General features: G+C 64.8%; 20 protein-coding genes. 5 read left to right on the top strand and 15 right to left on the bottom strand.

Annotated elements, in window-relative coordinates; genetic code table 11:
- Position 1 precedes the first annotated feature (1 nt).
- Both B5X78_RS06845 and B5X78_RS06850 read left to right on the top strand, forming a co-directional pair.
- On the top strand, positions 2-1,339 hold the full coding sequence (locus B5X78_RS06845) for a sigma-54-dependent transcriptional regulator (protein ID WP_079723678.1): 1,338 nt from the start codon (positions 2-4) through the stop codon (positions 1,337-1,339).
- The gene (locus B5X78_RS06850; protein WP_079723679.1) at positions 1,336-2,676 is read left to right on the top strand and encodes a sensor histidine kinase; all 1,341 of its coding nucleotides are present in this window, start codon (positions 1,336-1,338) and stop codon (positions 2,674-2,676) included. Before B5X78_RS06845 ends, B5X78_RS06850 begins: the two co-directional genes overlap by 4 nt.
- Positions 2,677-2,738: 62 nt before the next feature.
- On the opposite strand, the gene glmU is transcribed toward B5X78_RS06850, so the two are convergent.
- On the bottom strand, positions 2,739-4,103 hold the full coding sequence (glmU, locus tag B5X78_RS06855; protein WP_079723680.1) for a bifunctional UDP-N-acetylglucosamine diphosphorylase/glucosamine-1-phosphate N-acetyltransferase GlmU: 1,365 nt from the start codon (positions 4,101-4,103) through the stop codon (positions 2,739-2,741).
- A 116-nt stretch (positions 4,104-4,219) separates the two neighbouring features.
- On the opposite strand from glmU, the gene B5X78_RS06860 reads away from it, so the two are divergent.
- Positions 4,220-4,603 (top strand): GtrA family protein, encoded by a 384-nt coding sequence (locus tag B5X78_RS06860; RefSeq protein WP_079723681.1) that lies wholly within the window; start codon positions 4,220-4,222, stop codon positions 4,601-4,603.
- 55 nt (positions 4,604-4,658) lie between these two features.
- On the opposite strand, the gene B5X78_RS06865 is transcribed toward B5X78_RS06860, so the two are convergent.
- From B5X78_RS06865 to B5X78_RS06905, 9 genes are all read right to left on the bottom strand, one after another.
- Positions 4,659-5,084, bottom strand: coding sequence for a F0F1 ATP synthase subunit epsilon (locus tag B5X78_RS06865; RefSeq protein WP_079723682.1), 426 nt, complete (start codon positions 5,082-5,084; stop codon positions 4,659-4,661).
- 9 nt (positions 5,085-5,093) lie between these two features.
- Complete coding sequence (gene atpD / locus B5X78_RS06870) at positions 5,094-6,500, bottom strand: F0F1 ATP synthase subunit beta (protein ID WP_079723683.1); 1,407 nt, start codon at positions 6,498-6,500, stop codon at positions 5,094-5,096.
- A 95-nt stretch (positions 6,501-6,595) separates the two neighbouring features.
- Entirely contained in the window at positions 6,596-7,459 is an 864-nt protein-coding gene (gene atpG / locus B5X78_RS06875) for a F0F1 ATP synthase subunit gamma (protein WP_079723684.1), read from the bottom strand.
- 43 nt (positions 7,460-7,502) lie between these two features.
- On the bottom strand, positions 7,503-9,050 hold the full coding sequence (gene atpA / locus B5X78_RS06880) for a F0F1 ATP synthase subunit alpha (RefSeq protein WP_079723685.1): 1,548 nt from the start codon (positions 9,048-9,050) through the stop codon (positions 7,503-7,505).
- 72 nt (positions 9,051-9,122) lie between these two features.
- Entirely contained in the window at positions 9,123-9,650 is a 528-nt protein-coding gene (locus tag B5X78_RS06885) for a F0F1 ATP synthase subunit delta (RefSeq protein ID WP_079723686.1), read from the bottom strand.
- 15 nt (positions 9,651-9,665) lie between these two features.
- Complete coding sequence (locus B5X78_RS06890; RefSeq protein WP_079723687.1) at positions 9,666-10,136, bottom strand: F0F1 ATP synthase subunit B; 471 nt, start codon at positions 10,134-10,136, stop codon at positions 9,666-9,668.
- 102 nt (positions 10,137-10,238) lie between these two features.
- Positions 10,239-10,526 carry a F0F1 ATP synthase subunit C gene (atpE, locus tag B5X78_RS06895; RefSeq protein WP_079723688.1) on the bottom strand — a complete coding sequence of 96 codons (288 nt, stop codon included), beginning with the start codon at positions 10,524-10,526 and terminating at the stop codon, positions 10,239-10,241.
- Between the two features lie 58 nt (positions 10,527-10,584).
- Positions 10,585-11,409 carry a F0F1 ATP synthase subunit A gene (gene atpB, locus B5X78_RS06900; RefSeq protein ID WP_079723689.1) on the bottom strand — a complete coding sequence of 275 codons (825 nt, stop codon included), beginning with the start codon at positions 11,407-11,409 and terminating at the stop codon, positions 10,585-10,587.
- A gap of 9 nt (positions 11,410-11,418) precedes the next feature.
- Positions 11,419-11,787 (bottom strand): ATP synthase subunit I, encoded by a 369-nt coding sequence (locus tag B5X78_RS06905; RefSeq protein ID WP_139381432.1) that lies wholly within the window; start codon positions 11,785-11,787, stop codon positions 11,419-11,421.
- Positions 11,788-12,261: 474 nt separating this feature from the next.
- Here B5X78_RS06905 and B5X78_RS06910 point away from each other — a divergent pair, with 474 nt between their 5' ends.
- Both B5X78_RS06910 and B5X78_RS06915 read left to right on the top strand, forming a co-directional pair.
- On the top strand, positions 12,262-13,077 hold the full coding sequence (locus tag B5X78_RS06910) for a hypothetical protein (RefSeq protein ID WP_079723691.1): 816 nt from the start codon (positions 12,262-12,264) through the stop codon (positions 13,075-13,077).
- Positions 13,078-13,174: 97 nt separating this feature from the next.
- The gene (locus tag B5X78_RS06915) at positions 13,175-13,381 is read left to right on the top strand and encodes a DUF2061 domain-containing protein (RefSeq protein ID WP_079723692.1); all 207 of its coding nucleotides are present in this window, start codon (positions 13,175-13,177) and stop codon (positions 13,379-13,381) included.
- 138 nt (positions 13,382-13,519) lie between these two features.
- On the opposite strand, the gene lpdA is transcribed toward B5X78_RS06915, so the two are convergent.
- The 5 genes from lpdA to B5X78_RS06940 form a co-directional block, all read right to left on the bottom strand.
- A complete protein-coding gene (gene lpdA / locus B5X78_RS06920; RefSeq protein WP_079723693.1) occupies positions 13,520-15,346 on the bottom strand; it encodes a dihydrolipoyl dehydrogenase in 1,827 nt (608 codons plus the stop codon).
- Between the two features lie 14 nt (positions 15,347-15,360).
- Positions 15,361-16,809, bottom strand: a complete 1,449-nt coding sequence (locus tag B5X78_RS06925; RefSeq protein WP_079723694.1) for a dihydrolipoyllysine-residue acetyltransferase — start codon at positions 16,807-16,809, stop codon at positions 15,361-15,363.
- 113 nt (positions 16,810-16,922) lie between these two features.
- On the bottom strand, positions 16,923-17,687 hold the full coding sequence (locus B5X78_RS06930) for a DUF2884 family protein (RefSeq protein ID WP_139381433.1): 765 nt from the start codon (positions 17,685-17,687) through the stop codon (positions 16,923-16,925).
- Between the two features lie 81 nt (positions 17,688-17,768).
- A complete protein-coding gene (locus B5X78_RS06935; RefSeq protein ID WP_079723695.1) occupies positions 17,769-18,320 on the bottom strand; it encodes a DNA-deoxyinosine glycosylase in 552 nt (183 codons plus the stop codon).
- Positions 18,299-18,766, bottom strand: a complete 468-nt coding sequence (locus B5X78_RS06940; RefSeq protein WP_079723696.1) for a DMT family transporter — start codon at positions 18,764-18,766, stop codon at positions 18,299-18,301. The genes B5X78_RS06935 and B5X78_RS06940 overlap by 22 nt, the downstream gene beginning before the upstream one ends.
- Positions 18,767-18,812 lie beyond the last annotated feature (46 nt).

Here is an 18,812-nt window from a genome sequence, read left to right on the forward strand (position 1 = left end):
CATGCCCACCATTCTTGTCATTGACGACAACCTGGCCGTCAGCACGGCGCTGGAAGTCCTGTTCTCGCTGCACGACATCAACACCCTGCACACGGAATCCCCCGAAGTAGGGTTGACCCTGTTGCGCCAGGAGCAGGTGGACCTGGTCATCCAGGACATGAACTTCAGTGCCGACACGACGTCCGGCGCCGAAGGCGAAGCCTTGTTCGCGGCCATCCGCGCGCAGCATCCGGATCTGCCGGTCATCCTGCTGACCGCATGGACGCATCTGGAAGCGGCGGTCAACCTGGTCAAGGCCGGGGCCATTGATTACATCGCCAAGCCCTGGGATGACCGCAAGCTGCTGACCACGGTCAACAACTTGATCGAACTGTCCGAAGCGCGGCGCGAACTGGATCGTCGGCGCCAGCGTGAGCGACGCAGCCGCGAGCAGCTCACCTCCCGCTACGATCTGCGTGGCCTGGTCTTCGAGGATCCGGCCAGCGAGCGCATGATCGCGCTGGCCTGCCAGGTGGCACGCTCGGATCTGCCCGTGCTCATCACCGGCCCCAATGGCAGCGGCAAGGAAAAGATCGCCGAGATCATCCAGGCCAACTCCAGCGTGCAGCGCGGACCGTTTGTCACCTTGAATTGCGGCGCCTTGCCGGCCGAACTGATCGAAGCCGAATTGTTCGGCGCCGATGCCGGCGCCTACACCGGCGCCAACAAGGCGCGCGAAGGCAAGTTCGAAGCCGCCGACGGCGGCACGCTGTTCCTGGACGAGATTGGCAACCTGCCGCTGGCCGGGCAGATGAAATTGCTGCGGGTATTGGAGACCGGACGCTTCGAGCGCCTGGGCTCCAACCGCGAACGGCAGGTCAAGGTACGCGTAATCAGTGCCACCAATGCGGACTTGCCGGGCATGATCCGCGATGGCGGTTTCCGCGAGGATCTGTATTACCGGCTCAATGCGATTGAGCTGACGCTGCCGCCGCTGGCCGATCGCCCGGGCGACATCCTGCCGCTGGCCGAGCACTTCCGCCCCGACGACAAGCCGCTCGCCGATTCGGCGCGCAGTGCGCTGGTGCGGCATGCGTGGCCAGGCAACGTGCGCGAGTTGCGCAACGTCATGCAACGTGCCGGCCTGCTCGCCCAGGGCGCACGCATCGAAGCAGGCGACCTGAACCTGCCGCGCGCGGCACCGCCGCGCAGCAATGGCCACGATGAACCGGATCGCGCCGCCGTGGAGTCTGCACTTGCCCGCGCCGGCGGCGTGATTGCGCAGGCGGCGGCGGAGCTGGGCCTGAGCCGCCAGGCCCTGTACCGGCGCATGGATCGCTACGGTATTCCGCGCGAATGATCCGTCGTTCGCTCGCTGGCCGCATGTTGCTGTGGTTGCTGCCGTCGCTGGCGGCCGCCATCGGCCTGCCGTTGCTGCTGGATCAGTGGCTGTCGGATCGGCGGCTGGCCTTCCTGATCTCCGCGGCGGTGGCGCTGCCGTTGGTGATGCTGGCGGTGCGCCGCGCGCTCGTACCGATGAACTCGTTGTTCCGCGCCTTGTCCGGCAGCGTCAACAGCTACCGCGACGGTGAGTACAACTTCGGCATCCACTGGGACAGCGCCGACGAACTGGGCGACCTGGTGCGTTCGCACAGCGAACTGGGTGATGTACTGCGCGAGCAACGGCAAGGCCTGGTGCAACGCGAACTGCTGCTGGACACCATGGTGCAGAACACGCCGGTCGCCATGTTGTTGCTGTCCAGCGCCAATGACGGCACCCGGCGGGTGGTGTTCGCCAATGTCGCCGCGCGCAAGCTGCTGCATGGCGGCTGGAAGCTGGAAGGCCAGAACTTCGATACCTTGCTGCAAGCCGCTCCGCTGGAAATGCGCGAGGCGATGGCGCGCGGCGGCGACAGCTTGTTTGCGGTCGGCCATGAGGACAATGACGAGGAAGAACAGGTCTATCACCTGGCACGCCGCAACTTCCGTCTCAACGGCCGTCGCCATGAGTTGTTGCTGCTGCGTTTGCTGACCAGCGAACTGCGCCGGCAGGAAGTGAACACCTGGAAGAAGGTGATCCGCGTGATCAGCCACGAATTGAACAACTCGTTGGCGCCGGTGGCATCACTGGCGCACTCCGGTGGCGAACTCGTGCGGCGCGGCCGTCATGAGCGGCTCGAAGAAATCTTCTCGACCATTGAAGAACGCGCACGCCACCTGGAAGGTTTCATCCGCGGCTACGCACGATTCGCCAAACTGCCGCAGCCCCAGCTGCAGACCGTGCACTGGGCCAACTTCCTCGCCGGCCTGCAGCGGCAGATCGGCTTCGAACTGGATCTGCCTGCCGGCGAGGTGAGCAGCAGGATTGATCCGGCGCAGATCGAGCAGGCCCTGCTCAATCTGCTGAAGAACGCCCACGAATCCGGCTCCAGCAGCGATGGGGTCACGCTGAAGATCACCCGCCTGCCCGATTGGTTGCGGGTGGAAGTGATGGACCGTGGCAGCGGCATGAATGACGCGGTGCTGCAGAATGCGCTGGTGCCGTTCTATTCGACCAAGCGCAATGGCACCGGCCTGGGCTTGGCGCTGACCCGCGAGATTGTCGAGGCGCATGGCGGCCGCCTGTCGCTGCACAATCGCGAAGGCGGTGGGCTGTGCGTGTCGATCCAGTTGCCGGAAACGGGCGCTGCCGGTTGAAGGTCGGATGCAGTGGGCTGACGCGGGACAGCGCCTGAGTTGTACCCGCGCGATACCTTCGCTTACTTCTTCTTCGGCCGCTGCCAGCCTTCGATGCTCATCTGCCGCGCACGCGCCACCGTCAGCTGATCGGCCGGGGCGTTCTTGGTGATGATCGAGCCGGCGCCGATGGTGGCGTTGTCACCCAGGGTGACCGGCGCGACCAGCGAAGAGTTGGAGCCCACGAACACGCCATCGCCTATCGTGGTGACGAACTTGTTGATGCCGTCGTAGTTGCAGGTGATGGTGCCGGCGCCGATGTTCACGCCGCTGCCGATGACCGCATCACCCAGGTACGTGAGGTGGTTGGCCTTGCTGCCCACGCCCAGGCTGACCTTCTTGGTTTCGACGAAATTGCCCACGTGCACGCCATCGGCCAGCACGGTGCCCGGACGCAGTCGCGCATAGGGACCAATCAAGGCGGCGCCCTCGGCCACCACGCCTTCCAGATCGCAATGCGCGCGCACCAGCGTGCCGGCGCCCAGGTTGACGTCCTTCAGGCGGCTGAAGGGGCCGATGCGCACGCCATCTCCCAAGACGACGGTGCCTTCCAGCACCACGTCCACATCGATTTCCACATCGCGGCCGACCGTCACCGTGCCGCGCTGATCGAAGCGGGCCGGGTCCAGCAGGCGCGCGCCCTGCACGCACAGCGCGCGCGCGGCGCGCAGCTGATGGGCGCGTTCGAGCTGGCCCAGTTGCCACGGGTCATTGGCGCCTTCGGCTTCCATCGGATCGGCCACCAGCACCATCTCGGCCGGACTGAATTCGCCCGCGGCGGAAGCGAAGACATCGGTGAGGTAGTACTCGCCCTGCGAGTTGCTGTTGGACAGCGTCGACAACCAGCGACGCAGCGCGGTGGATTCGGCGGCGATGATGCCGGTGTTGATGGTGCGGATGCGGCGGGTCTCGTCGTCGGCATCCTTGTGTTCGACGATGGCGGCAACGCGCCCTTCGGCGTTGCGCACGATGCGGCCGTAGCCGCTGGGATCTTCCGGCTCGGCGACCAGCACGGCCAGGCGACCCGGCGCCTCCAGCAGGCGCTGCAGCGTTTCCGGACGGGTCAGAGGCACGTCGCCGTAGAGCACCAGTACCGTGGCGGCGTCGGGAACTTGCGGCATCGCTTGGGCGACGGCATGGCCGGTGCCCAACTGCTGCGATTGCTCCGCCCATTCCAGCCCCGCCTGATCCGCGAAGGCCGCGCGCACCTGCTCGCCACCGTGGCCGTAGACCACGTGGATGCCTTGCGGCTGCAGCGCGCGGGCCGCAGCGATCACATGCGCCAGCATCGGCTGCCCGGCGATGGGCTGCAGCACCTTCGGCAGCGCCGACTTCATGCGCTTGCCTTCGCCAGCGGCCAGAATGATCACGTGCAGGGGTTGGGTCATGGAGATGTCGCCGTGCCAGATGCGGGAGTCGATTCTATGACACGAGTGCCGGTAGCATGTCCGGCCATGATGTCCGCCAGATGCCAGCCGTTCCTTTTGACCGACGATCGCCCCACATGAGTGTGCTTCGGCAGGGACCGCGCTATCTGCTCGTGGGCCTGGCCCAGCTGCTGCTGGACTGGCTGGTGTTTGTCGCCACCACGGCGTGTGGATTGCCGGTGGCGCCCGGCAATCTCGCCGGACGCGTCTGCGGCGCCTTGCTGGGTTTCTGGCTGCATGGGCGCTGGACCTTCGCCGAGCAGGGGCAGGCGCGCCTGGGCTGGCAGCGCCTGCTGCGCTTTGCGGTGGTGTGGCTGGCCCTGACCGCGGCCAGCACGCTGCTGGTCAGCCTGATTGCCGATGGCCTGGGGCTGTCGCAGGCCTGGCTGGCCAAGCCGCTGGTCGAGGCGGCACTGGCGGTGCTGGCGTTCTTCCTGTGGCGCCACGTGGTGTATCGCTGAAAAACAAAAACGCCGGCTGGGCCGGCGTTTTCGTGGGTGAACCTGGCACGTTGGATCAGTGCTTGAGGTTCTTGCGCAGACGCTCCAGGGCGCTGAGCTGGGCGATCGACATCGCCAGCTGCGCCTGGGCTTCCTCGGCGCTCATCTTCGGATCCTTGTTGGCCAGCACGCGTTCGGCTTCTTCCTTGACCTTGCAGACCGAGGCTTCGTCGATGTCCTGCGCGCGGATGGCGGTGTCGGCCAGGACCGTCACCACCTGCGGCTGCACTTCCAGGATGCCGCCGGAGATGGCGAAGTCCAAGTGTTCGCCGCTCGGCAGCGTCACCACCACCTTGCCTGGCTTCAGGCGGGTGATCAGCGGCGCGTGCTTGGGCGCGATACCCAGTTCGCCCAGTTCGCCAGTAGCCACGACCAGGGTGGCTTCACCGTGGAAGATTTCCTGCTCGGCACTGACGATGTCGCAACGGATGGTGCTGGTCATGGGGAACCCTTATGCCTTCTCGGCGATCTTCTTGGCCTTCTCGACGGCTTCTTCGATGCTGCCGACCATGTAGAACGCCTGCTCCGGCAGGTGGTCGTATTCGCCATCGACGATCGCCTTGAAGCCGCGGATCGTGTCCTTGAGCGAGACGTACTTGCCCGGCGAGCCGGTGAACACTTCGGCCACGTGGAAGGGCTGGCTGAAGAAGCGCTCGATCTTGCGGGCGCGCGACACGGCCTGCTTGTCTTCTTCCGACAGCTCGTCCATGCCCAGGATCGCGATGATGTCCTTCAGTTCCTTGTACTTCTGCAAGGTGGACTGCACGCGGCGGGCGGTGTCGTAATGCTCGTGACCGATGACGTTCGGGTCCAGCTGGCGGCTGGTCGAGTCCAGCGGATCCACGGCCGGGTAGATGCCCAGCGAGGCGATGTTTCGCGACAGCACGACGGTGGCGTCCAAGTGCGCGAACGTGGTGGCCGGCGACGGGTCGGTCAAGTCATCGGCGGGCACGTACACGGCCTGGATCGAGGTGATCGAACCGGACTTGGTCGAGGTGATGCGTTCCTGCAGGACGCCCATTTCCTCGGCCAGGGTCGGCTGGTAACCCACGGCCGACGGCATGCGGCCCAGCAGCGCCGAGACTTCGGTACCGGCCAGGGTGTAGCGGTAGATGTTGTCGACGAACAGCAGCACGTCCTTGCCCTTGCCCGATGCGTCCTTCTCGTCGCGGAAGTACTCGGCCATGGTCAGGCCGGTCAGCGCGACGCGCAGGCGGTTGCCCGGCGGCTCGTTCATCTGGCCGTACACCATCGCGACCTTGTCCAGGACGTTGGAGTCCTTCATCTCGTGGTAGAAGTCGTTGCCCTCGCGGGTACGCTCGCCCACGCCGGCGAACACGGACAGACCCGAGTGCGCCTTGGCGATGTTGTTGATCAGTTCCATCATGTTGACGGTCTTGCCGACGCCGGCGCCGCCGAACAGACCGACCTTGCCGCCCTTGGCGAACGGACACATCAGGTCGATGACCTTGATGCCGGTTTCCAGCAGCTCGTTGGTCGAGGACTGATCCTCGTACGACGGAGCGGCGCGATGGATTTCCCAATGGTCGCTGGCCTGCACGTCGCCGGCTTCGTCGATCGGGTTGCCCAGCACGTCCATGATGCGGCCCAGGGTGCCAGCGCCGACCGGCACCGAGATGGCGCGGTGGGTGTTGGTGGCGACCAGGTTGCGCTTCAGGCCGTCGGTGGAACCGAGGGCGATGGTGCGCACCACGCCGTCGCCGAGCTGCTGCTGCACTTCCAGCGTGATGGCGGTGTTGTCCACCTTCAGCGCGTCGTACACCTTCGGCACTTCACCGCGCGGGAATTCGACGTCAACCACTGCGCCGATGATCTGAACGATCTTGCCCTGACTCATGTTGGTTTCCTCTGAACTTTTAATCTGCTTGTGTGGGAGCGGCAATGCCGCGACCGGGTGTAGTCGGGGCCACGGCCCCTCCCACATTCAATTCATCAAACTGCGGCGGCGCCGCCGACGATTTCCGAGATTTCCTGGGTAATCGCGGCCTGGCGGGCCTTGTTGTAGACCAGGTTCAAGGTACCGATCAGCTTGGTGGCGTTGTCGCTGGCCGCCTTCATCGCGACCATGCGCGCGGCATGCTCGGAGGCCATGTTCTCCAGCACCGACTGGTACACCAGCGACTCGATGTAGCGCGTGATCACGTGATCGAGCACGGTCGCGGCATCGGGTTCGTAGATGTAGTCCCAATCGTGATGGGCCACCTGCGTTTCCGCGGCCGGCAGCGGCAGCAGCTGATCGAAGCTGGCGCGCTGGGTCATGGTGTTGACGAAGCCGTTGTAGACCACGTACACGCGATCCAGCTTGCCTTCGGTGTAGGCGTCCAGCATCACCTTGATGACGCCGATCAGCTGGTCCAGCTTGGGGTTGTCGCCGATGTGCGAGACGCTGCCCAGCAGGTTGACCTTGATTCGACGGAAGAACACCGAGGCCTTCTGGCCAATGGTGACCACGTCGATTTCGGCGCCCTTGTCCTGCCAGCCGCGCACCTCGCCCAGCATGCGCCGGAACAGGTTGTTGTTGAGGCCGCCGGCGAGACCGCGATCCGAGGAGATCACGATGTATCCCACGCGCTTCACTTCCGGGCGCTCGACCATGAAGGGATGCTGGTAATCGGTATTGGCCTGGGCCAGGTGACCGATCACCTGCTTCATCGCACGCGCATAAGGACGCGAGGTCTTCATGCGCTCCTGCGCCTTACGGATCTTGGAGGCCGAGACCATCTCGAGCGCGCGCGTCACCTTGCGGGTGTTCTGCACGCTCTTGATCTTGGTTTTGATTTCGCGTCCGCCTGCCATTTCTCGCTCGCTCTGATCGCTGTAAAGGAGTCTTTACTGCTGGTTACCAGCTACCGGTCTGCTTGAACTCGGCGATGCCCTTCTTGAAGGCGCCTTCGATCTCGTCATTCCAGTTGCCGGACTTGTTGACCGAATCGATCAGCTCGCCCTGGGTATTGTTGAAGTGGGCGTGCAGGGCTTCTTCGAACGCACCGATCTTGTTGACCGGCACGTCGTCGAGGTAGCCCTCGTTGACGGCGTAGATCGACAGGGCCTGCAGGGCAATCGACATCGGCAGGTACTGCTTCTGCTTCATCAGCTCGGTGACGCGCTGGCCGCGCTCAAGCTGCTTGCGGGTGGCTTCGTCCAGATCCGAGGCGAACTGCGCGAACGCAGCCAGCTCGCGGTACTGCGCCAGCGAGATACGGATGCCGCCGGACAGCTTCTTGATGATCTTGGTCTGGGCGGCGCCACCGACGCGCGACACCGAGATACCGGCGTTCACGGCCGGGCGGATGCCGGCGTTGAACAGGTCGGTTTCCAGGAAGATCTGGCCGTCGGTGATCGAGATGACGTTGGTCGGCACGAACGCGGACACGTCGCCGGCCTGGGTTTCGATGATCGGCAGCGCGGTCAGCGAACCGGTCTTGCCCTTCACTTCACCGTTGGTGAACTTCTCCACGTACTCTTCCGAGACGCGGGCCGCACGTTCCAGCAGGCGGCTGTGCAGGTAGAACACGTCGCCCGGGTAGGCTTCGCGACCCGGCGGACGCTTCAGCAGCAGCGAGATCTGGCGGTAGGCCACGGCCTGCTTGGACAGATCGTCGTACACGATCAGCGCGTCTTCGCCGCGGTCCATGAAGTATTCGCCCATGGTGCAGCCCGAGTAGGCGCTGATGTACTGCATCGCCGCCGATTCGGACGCGGTGGCGGCCACCACGACGGTGTGTGCCAGGGCGCCGTTTTCTTCCAGCTTGCGCACGATGTTGGCGACGGTCGAGGCCTTCTGGCCGATCGCCACGTACACGCACTTGATGCCGGTGCCCTTCTGGTTGATCACGGCGTCGATGGCCATCGCGGTCTTGCCGGTCTGGCGGTCACCGATGATCAGCTCGCGCTGGCCGCGGCCGATCGGGATCATGGCGTCGACCGACTTGTAACCGGTCTGCACCGGCTGGTCGACCGACTTGCGCCAGATCACGCCGGGAGCCACGCGCTCCACCGGCGCGGTCTGCTTGGCGTCGATCGGGCCCTTGCCGTCAATCGGCTCGCCGAGCGCATTGACCACGCGACCCAGCAGTTCGCGACCGACCGGCACTTCCAGGATGCGGCCGGTGGTCTTGGCCACGTCGCCTTCGCGCAGGTGCTCGAAGTCACCCAGCACCACGGCGCCGACCGAGTCGCGCTCCAGGTTCAGCGCCAGGGCGAAAGTGTTGTTCGGCAGTTCGATCATTTCGCCCTGCATCACGTCGGCCAGGCCGAAGATGCGCACGATGCCGTCGGACACGCTGGTCACGGTGCCTTCGTTGCGCGACTCCGCGGCCAGCTTGACCTTCTCGATGCGGTTCTTGATCAGGTCGCTGATTTCAGAGGGGTTGAGCGTGGTAGCCATGTTGGTTTCCTGTAGGGCGGGCCGTGGCCCGCCATCATGTTCGGTGGGCCGAAGCCCACCCTACGTTTCTTGTCAGTGCGTCAGCGCGGATTGCAGGCGCGAGAGCTTGCCCTTGAGCGAACCGTCGATGACCACATCGCCGGCGTCGATCACGGCACCGCCGATCAGCGACTCGTCAATGGCGGTCTCCACGACGATCTCGCGGCCCAGACGCTTCTTCAGCGCGGCCTTGATCACGTCCAGCTCACCGGCCGGCAACGCCACCGCGGAAGTGACCTTCGCGCGCACGACATGCTCGGCCTCGGCACGCAGCTCTTCGAACAGGCCCGCGATCTCGGTCAGCTGCGGCAGACGGCGACCGTCAGCCAGCAGCGACAGGAAACGGGTGAACGATTCGCCGGCGCCTTCCGGGGCCAACAGTGCAATGGCGTCGTCCTGGCCCAGCTGCGGGTTGGGCAGCAGCGCCGCAACGCGCGGGTCAGCGGCAACGCGTGCCGCGAAGGCCAGCGCCTCCGACCATGCGGCGAGCTTGCCTTCGTCGCGCGCCGTCGCAAAGGCGGCGCGGGCGTAGGGACGTGCGACAGTAAGTGCCTGGCTCATCGTTCAGCGGTCCTGTCAGATCTGCGCGGCGAGTTCGTCGAGCAGCGCCTTGTGGGCGTTGGCGTCGATTTCGCGCTTGAGCAGCTTTTCGGCGCCGGACACGGCCAGCGTGGAGACCTGCTTGCGCAGTTCCTCGCGGGCACGGGTGGCGGCAGCGTCAATTTCCGCTTCGGCCAGCGCCTTTTGGCGGTTGGCTTCGGCGATCGCTTCGTTCTTGGCCGCATCAACGATCTGGTTGGCGCGTGCATGCGCCTGATCGATGATTTCGTTGGCTTTGACGCGCGCGTCCTTCAGGGCCTCGTTGACCCGTTCCTGGGCCACGGCGAGATCCTTCTGGCTGCGATCGGCAGCTGCCAGGCCTTCGGCAATTTTCTTTTGGCGTTCTTCAAGCGCCGCGTTCAGCGGCGGCCAAATGAACTTCATCGTAAAGATCACGAGGATCGCGAAGGAGATCATCTGGCCGAAGAAAGTCATGTTGAGATTCATGACGGGTCCTCGACGGAATTCTTCAAGGCGCCGCCGCCTTCAACAGGCAGCGGCGTCCGGTGTGACCGCGGTCGTTGCCGACCGCGGTCGCGGCTCGTCTGATTAGGCGCCAGCCGCCTGACCAGCCGCCTGCACGGCGCCGATCAGCGGGTTGCCGGTGGCCAGGTACAGAGCGATGGCGACGCCGATGATGAACGCTGCGTCGATCAGGCCGGCCAGCAGGAACATACGGCCCTGCAGCACCGGGATCAGTTCCGGCTGACGGGCAGCGGACTCAAGGAACTTCGAACCCATGATGGCGATGCCGAGGCAGGCGCCGAGCGCACCCAGACCGATGATGATGCCGATGGCGATGGCGGTCAGGCCTTGGACTTGGGCGATGAATTCCATGGTGTTTCTCCTGGGATAAACGTGGTGATTGATGAAAGGTGAAGGGTAAAGCGGAAACTCAATGGCCTTCGCGGGCGCCGGCAATGTAGACGACCGTGAGGATCATGAAAATGAAGGCTTGCAGCAGGATGATCAGGATGTGGAAGATCGCCCACGCGGCGTTGGCGATGATGCCCGGCGCGAAGGTGACCCAGCTGGCCATCAGGCCGGCGATGAGCATGAAGACCAGCTCGCCGCCGTACATGTTGCCGAACAGTCGCATGGCCAGCGAAACCGGTTTGACCAGCCATTCGATGATGTTCATGCCCAGGTTGACCGGCGCCATCACCACGGCCATGAAGCCGTGTGCATGGAACGGGGCGGTCAGCAGTTCCTTGCCGAAACCCAGGCCACCCTTGGCGGCCAGCGCATGGCCAATCAGGATGAAGAACACCGAGACCGAGAGTGCGGCGGTGGTGTTGAGGTCGGCGGTGGGCACCATGCGTGCATAGGTGTGGTGCGCGACTTCATGACCGGCGAAGGTCTGGATCAGCCAGCCCGGCAGATCCAGCGGCAGCAGGTCCATCGTGTTCATGAAGACCACCCACATGAAGATGGTCAGTGCCAGCGGCGTGATCGAACGACGATCGCCGTGGTAGGTGTCCTTGACTTGGCCGTCGATGAACTCGACGACGATTTCGACGAAGGCCTGGCCCTTGGTGGGAACGCCCGACGTCGCTTTGCGCGCATACAGGCCGAACCAGGTGATGAAGACCAGGCCTAGCACCAGCGCGACGATCCAGGAGTCGAAATGGAAAGCGCCACCCAACACCTCGCCGGTGTTGTGGGTCAGATGGTGGCTGATGTACTCGTTCAGGCCGCCAGAACTGGTAGGTTCACTCACGAAAGACACCTATCGTTGAATCGAATTGGTCACGACAAACACCAGCGTGACGGTCACCAGCCCCGCCAACAGAGGCAGCGCCGGAAGTTTGAACCAGGCCAGCGCAAGCGCCACGACCAGGATCACCACGCACCACTTGAGCAACATCCCCGCCACCACGCGCCCCAGCGCGCCGGTGGCCGGGCTGACGCCCTTGCCGAAAGCTATCCAGCCAGCGACCAGGCCGCCGAGCGCCACCGCCAAGCCCCCCAGACCCGCGGCCGCTGCCGAGGTCACGCCCTGGAACAGGAAGGCCAGAGCGACCAGCGCCGCAGCCCCCAGCTGGAAAGCCGTGGCGCGCAATGCCAGCCGCCGGCCCGCGGCGACGGAGTTCAACACGGTTAGACCTGCGGGATTGGGCGGGGAACAAGGCCTGGAAGCGCCTCGCCGAGCCGCAAAAGTATAGCAGGGGGGCGTTTTCCGGGACAACCGCCGAAGGTCGCAAAGTGACTCTCCTGGGGGTTTTTTTTGGACCGCGGCGCCGCTGACCGGGCGGAACCGGTTACAGCCTGCGACTGCACTTCGCAGCGTCTCTTCCCCTATTCAGAATTTTATCGGGAAATTTGCGGAACTTTGACGAACGCACCCCGGTCAGTCCCTGTGCCAGGTCTGCCACAAACTTCCTCGTCCGATGCTCCGACGCAGGCCTGCTGAAGCCCCGCGGCCCTTGGCCCGGGGCTTCGCCTTTTCTGGCCGACCCAAGCCAAGGGGGTCACGGAATCCTGATCGAAGCAATGGGAGAACCGAGATTTCACTATTTTTGCACTGCTAAACCGGGAGGGTGAAGGCCTGTTCATTACAGGAATCTCCCACATGAAAGTGACAAACGCGGCCCCTTCCCTGCTTTTCATCGGCCTGGTGGCTGCCAGTGCCAGCGCATGGTCGCAGGAACAAACACCCGATGATCGCTTCACCCTTCGACTGGGTGCCATGGACGTCGATGCGGATGGCGAACTGAGTGGCCGCACTCAATTCCTGGGCCAGGACTTCGGCTTCTCCGAGGATTTCGATTTCGGCAGCAAGGAAGTCGTGCCGCGTCTGGACGGCGTGTTCCGCATCAGCCAGCGCCAGCGGCTGATCTTCGACTACTTCCAGTACGACAAGGATCGCCGTGCGACCTTGGGCAGCGACCTGTCGTATGACGACGTCACGATACCGGCCGGCAGCTTCGCCACCGGCAAGGCCAAGTTCCAGCTGGCCAGCCTGATGTACGACTATGCGGTGGTGGATACCGACACGTTCAATCTCGGCCTGCAGATTGGCGCCGAGTGGGCCAAGCTCGAGGGTCACCTGCATGCCGAAGCCGGCGCCGATGTCTATGACGCCCGCACGAGTGACGATGGCTATGCCCCGATGGTGGGTCTACGCATGACCGCCACGCCGTCCGAGCATTGGCTGTTCAATGTGCAGGGCCAGTACCTGGACGCGGAATGGGGAGACTTCGGCAACTACGACGGCAGCATCACGCGGGCAAATGCGCTCATCGAGTACCGATTCACGCGCAACTTCGGCATTTTTGCCGGCTACGACTGGTTCAAGCTGGACGTTGAGCGGGATGGCAGCGATGGCATTCTCGGCCTCGACCAACGCTTCAAGGGCCCGATTGCTGGCGTGACCCTCGCCTTCTGACAATAGCCAAACGCTATCAAATTGTCCCGGAAAGATTCATTGGACGGCTCCCGGCGGCGCGGCCACGATGAGAGCCATTCTTATCGGGGGCCTTCCCATGACCAAGACCTTCACCTTTGCCGCACTGCATTTTACCGTCGCCTTTCTGGTCGGCTGGGCGTTTACCGGCAGCTGGCTGGTCGGTGGCGCCCTGGCGCTGGTGGAGCCGGCCTGCAATACGGTGGTCTTCCATTTCCACGAGAAGGTGTGGAAGCGGATTGAGCAGCGGCGCGCGGCCAGGCAGGCCATGGCGCTGTCCGTCTAATCGCACAGGCTCGACAGCGGCGCCAGCCAGCCTGGCCTTATGCCGCCAGAACCGGGCAAGCGCAGCAGCCCGAAGGGGTTCGCAAAACGAAGAAAGGCGCCCTCAGGCGCCTTTCTCGTTTCCATATCCAGCGAAGACCTACTTCCGTTTGGGAATGTACAAGTCGGTGATGGTGCCTTCGTACGCTTCGGCCGCCATCGCCACCGTCTCGCTGAGCGTCGGGTGCGGATGGATGGTGTTGCCGATGTCGCCGGCTTCGGCGCCCATCTCGATCGCCAGCGCCACTTCGCTGATCAAATCACCGGCATGCACGCCGACGATGGCGCCACCGATGATGCGATGGGTTTCCTCGTCGAAGATCAGTTTGGTCATGCCTTCACCGCGGCCAATGCCGACAGCGCGCGCCGAAGCCACCCACGGGAACTTGCCGATGCCGACCTTCAAGCCCTTGGCCTTGGCTTCGGTTTCGGTCACGCCCACCCACGCCACTTCCGGATCGGTGTAAGCGACAGACGGAATCACCCGCGCCACCCATTCCTTCTTTTCGCCGGCCGCGACTTCTGCCGCCAGCTTGCCTTCGTGCGTGGCCTTGTGCGCCAGCATCGGCTGGCCGACCAGATCACCGATGGCGAAGATATGTGGCACGTTGGTGCGCATCTGCCGATCCACCGGAACAAAACCGCGATCGGTGACCGTCACGCCAGCCTTGTCCGCATCCAGCTTGCCGCCATTGGGCGAACGACCCACGGCCACCAGCACGCGATCCCAGGTACCCGATTCCAGCTCCGGCTTCTGGCCTTCGGTGGCGCTCTCGAACGACACCGTGATGCCCTTCTTGCCCGCTTCCACCTTGGCGGCCTTGGTCTTCAGGTGCACGGCCACGCCCTGCTTCTTCAGACGATCGGCGAGCGGCTTGACCAGATCCTTGTCAGCGCCCGGCATCAGTTGGTCCATGAACTCGACCACGGTCACTTCGCTGCCCAGCGCGCGGTACACCGTTGCCATTTCCAGGCCGATGATGCCGCCGCCGACCACCAACAACTTGCCCGGCACGTCCTGCAGCTGCAGCGCGTCGGTGGAATCCATGACCCGCGGATCGTCCCACGGGAAATTGGGAAGCTTGACCGCCTGCGAACCGGCGGCAATCACGCAGAACTGGAAGCGCAGCAGCTGCGTCTTGCCATCGGCGCTGGTGATCTCCAGCTCGTAGGGCGAGACAAACTTCGCCACGCCCGTCACCGTGCGCACCTTGCGCTGCTTGGCCATGCCGCCCAAGCCCTTGGTGAACTGTCCGACCACGCGGTTCTGCTGGAAGTCGCGCAGCTTGTCCAGGTTGAGCTTGGGCTTGGCGAACTCGATGCCGATGTCGGCCGAGTGCGAGGCCTCGTCAATCAACGCCGCTGCATGCAGCAGTGCCTTGGACGGAATACAGCCCACGTTGAGGCAGACGCCGCCCAGGCTTTCGTAACGCTCGATCAGCACGGTATCCAAGCCCAGGTCCGCGGCACGGAATGCCGAGGTGTAGCCACCCGGACCCGAACCAATCACCACGAACTGGCATTCGATGTCCGCCTGCTTGCCGGTACCCAGCGCCGGCTTGGGCGCGGCCGGTTCGGCAGGTGCACGCGGCGACGGCGTCACTGGCGGCTTGCTGGCCGGAGCCGCAGCGGTTTCGGCCTTGGCCGGCGCCGCCGGTGCAGCCGCCGGGGCGGAGGCGCTGGCGCCCTCGGCTTCCAGTATCGCCACCACACTGCCTTCGGACAGGCTGTCGCCCAGCTTGACCTTCAATTCCTTCACCACGCCGGCGGCCGAAGATGGCACTTCCAGCGTGGCCTTGTCCGATTCCAGCGTGACCAGTCCCTGGTCCTTCTTCACCGTGTCGCCCACGGCCACCAGGATTTCGATCACCGGCACATCGGTGTAATCGCCGATGTCCGGGACTTTGACTTCAATCGTGTTTGCCATCGTCTCGTCCTCGCTTACAGCACGGCGCGACGCAGGTCGCCCATCAGTTGCGCCAGGTAGGCGGTGAAGCGCGCGGCGGCGGCGCCGTCGATCACGCGATGGTCATAGCTCAACGAGAGCGGCAGCAGCAGGCGCGGCTGGAAGGCCTTGCCATCCCACACCGGCTGGATCAAGGACTTGGACACGCCCAGGATCGCCACTTCCGGCGCATTGACGATCGGCGTGAACGCCGTGCCGCCAATACCGCCGAGCGAGGAAATCGAGAAACAGCCACCGGACATCTCGGCCGGACCCAGCTTGCCTTCGCGCGCCTTCTTGGCGAGCTCGCCCGATTCCTGCGCGATTTCGTTGACGCCCTTCTTGTCGACGTCGCGCACCACCGGCACGACCAGGCCGTTCGGGGTATCGGCGGCAAAGCCGATGTGGAAGTACTTCTTCAGCGTCAAGTTCTCACCGCTCGCATCGAGCGAGGCGTTGAAGTCCGGGAATTTCTTCAGCGCCGCCACGCTGGCCTTCATCAGGAACGCGAGCATGGTCAGCTTGATGCCGGCCTTTTCGTTTTCCTTGTTGAGCGCCACGCGCAGCGCTTCCAGGTCGGTGATGTCGGCGTGATCGTGCTGGGTGACGTGCGGAATCATCGCCCAGTTGCGCGCCAGGTTGGCGCCGGAAATCTTCTTGATGCGCGACAGCGGCTGGACTTCGATCTCGCCGAACTTGCTGAAGTCCACCTTCGGCCAGGGCAGCAGGTTCAGGCCACCGCCGCTACCGCCCGCCGCCGGCGCAGCGCCGGCACTGGCCACGCCGCCCGACAGGGCGGCCTTGACGTAACGCTGCACGTCTTCCTTGCTGATGCGGCCGCCGCGCTCGCTGCCCTTGACCTGATCCAGATCCACGCCCAGCTCGCGCGCGAACACGCGCACGGTCGGGCTGGCGTAGGCGACCTTGGACGGCAGCACGCTGTCGGCGTTGAAATCCACCGGCGGCGTACGCGGCGGCACGGCTTCCGGATCCAGGCCGGGCTTGTCATCCAGCGCGCGCGGCGTACTGGCTGCAGCTGCGGTCGGTGCGGCCTGCTCCTGCGCGATCTCGCGCTGGGCCAGCTTGTCCGGCTGCGCGGCCACGGCCACCGGTTCGACCTTGGTGCCGGTCTCGGCGGCCGGCTTGACGGCCTCGGCCTTGGCCGGTGCCGCAGGCGCGGCCGGCGTCGAGGCAGCGGCGGCTTCGGCCACTTCAATCAGCGCCACCACCGAGCCTTCGCTCAACTCGTCGCCGAGCTTGATCTTCAATTCCTTGATGACGCCGGCGAACGGCGACGGCACTTCCATCGTCGCCTTGTCCGATTCCAGCGTGACCAGGCCCTGGTCCTTGCTGACGGTGTCGCCTACGGCGACCAGTACTTCAATGACGGGTACGCCATCGTAGCCACCGATGTCGGGTACACGTGCTTCCTTGAGGTCGGCCATGGGGAACTCCAGCAATCACTTGCCAATAGGGGAACCCCTATTGTGGCCATCCGAGGCCCGTCGCGCCACGCCTTGCGACCATTTATTTTGTCAGCGCCACGACAGGAACGCGCTCAATCCTCGCTGGTATGGCTTTGGTCGGGCTTCTCTTCAAGCAGATTGAGTGCGCCGCCAGCGGGCAGACGATACGCCAGCGCATCGTCCAGGCGGTCGAGTTCGCGCATCTGTGCGCAGAGTTTTTCCGCGCGTGCTTCCAGCGCTTTGGCACGTGGCTGGATGCGCGCTTCCACCTGCTGGTCCAACTTGTCCATGCGCTCCAGGCGCGCCGTGTCGCCCGTCAATGCAGCGGTCAACGCGCCGCCGACGACATCGCCGATCACGCTCGGCATCACTTCCTCCACCGCTGTCTGGATGCCACGCTCGAGATCGGCGCTGTTGAAACGGTTGGCGCTGATCGACTGGCCAATGCTGCGATCAATGGCCTTGCGTGCGCGATCGAGCGATTGGCGCGTCTTGTCCGGATGGTTGCTGATGCCGGCCGCGACTTCGCCCAGCGCGGTGAATGCGATGTCGGCCGCATCGCGACCAATCTCGTGAGCCAGCGGCATCGCCTTGCGTGCGCCCTGCTCGAACTCGCGGATGCGCTGGCTGTCGTCGCTGCTCAGGCTGACCCAGCGGTCGTCGACGAACAACCGGCCCTGGCGCATGACCACTGCCTTGGGCACGCCGCTCTCGCGGGTAAAGATGACGCTGCGATCGTTGACCGTCAGGTCGTAATCGCTGGTCATGTCGCAACGGATTTCCTTGGCCTGCGCATTCATCGCCAGCGCGCCCAGCGCCAGGCACAGCAAGGATTGGCAGAGAGGGAGTCGGCGCATGTCGTTCTCCTGGGTGGGTACGGAACCAGCATGCCGCAGCGGCGCGGTGGCTTCACCTGCCGGAGGATGCCATGACCTTCGTCAGGGGTGGCGCAGCCAGGGCACGAGTACGCGCCACTGCTCCAACAGGCGCGGCAGCGAGCAGCCGGCATTGGCCGGACTGGTCGAAGGCAATGCAAGCCAGGCCAGCGCCGCATGCGTGGCTTCAGGCACCCTGCCCTGCACATGCCGATGGAAGCTCTGTGCGGCCTTGCCGCCGTTGAACGCCACTGCACGCAGCGACGGCAAGCGCGCCAGCAGGCCCGGTAGATCGTTGACTTCTTCACTGCTGGCGACGATCGCCGTGTCCAGGCTACCCCGCCGCTGGCAGCGGCCAATGACATCCCACACGCCCACACCCGCCCGTGTCAGCGCCGCCATCCGTTGTCCATGGTCCAACGCGGGATCGAAGCCGCACATCTCGGCCATCACCGGCCAGAACCGGTTGCGCGGATGCGCGTAATAGCGCCCCGCGCTCAGTGACGCGTCGCCGGGCATCGAGCCCAGCACCAGCACCCGGCAGTCCTCGCCCACCTGCGCCGGCAAGCCCTGCAGCCAGGGCCCATCGACAGTCACGCCGCGGCTGACTGCCACGGCCGCACCACCAGCAGCACGCCGAACACCACCAGCAAGGTACCGACGATGCGGCTGGCATCCACCGGCTGGCGCGCATGCAGCACGCCGAAGTGATCCAGCACCAGCGATCCGAGCAGCTGGCCCAGCACCACCAGGCAGATCAGCGGGGCGGCACCCATGCGCGGGATCAACAAGGTGGCTGAAGCCACATACACCGCGCCGATGATGCCGCCGGTCCAGGCCCACCACGGCACCTTGGCCAGCGGCGCCAGCGCGAAGGTGGGCCGCGCCAGCGTCCACCAGGCCAGCAACACCAGCGTGCCCACGCCAAAGGACACCAGCGCGGCGAACACCGGGCCGAACGTCTGCCGGCCCAGGGCCGCGTTGATCAGCGCCTGCAGCGGCAACAGCATGCCGATCAGCACCGCCAATCCCAGCCCGAAGGCACCCGACCAAGCATTCATGCGCACGATTCCCTGGGAAAGGCCGACACGATACGCGAGCGCGGCG

Origin of the sequence: Pseudoxanthomonas indica (genome assembly GCF_900167565.1) — a bacterium.
In the GTDB taxonomy this organism is placed as follows: Bacteria; Pseudomonadota; Gammaproteobacteria; order Xanthomonadales; family Xanthomonadaceae; genus Pseudoxanthomonas_A; species Pseudoxanthomonas_A indica.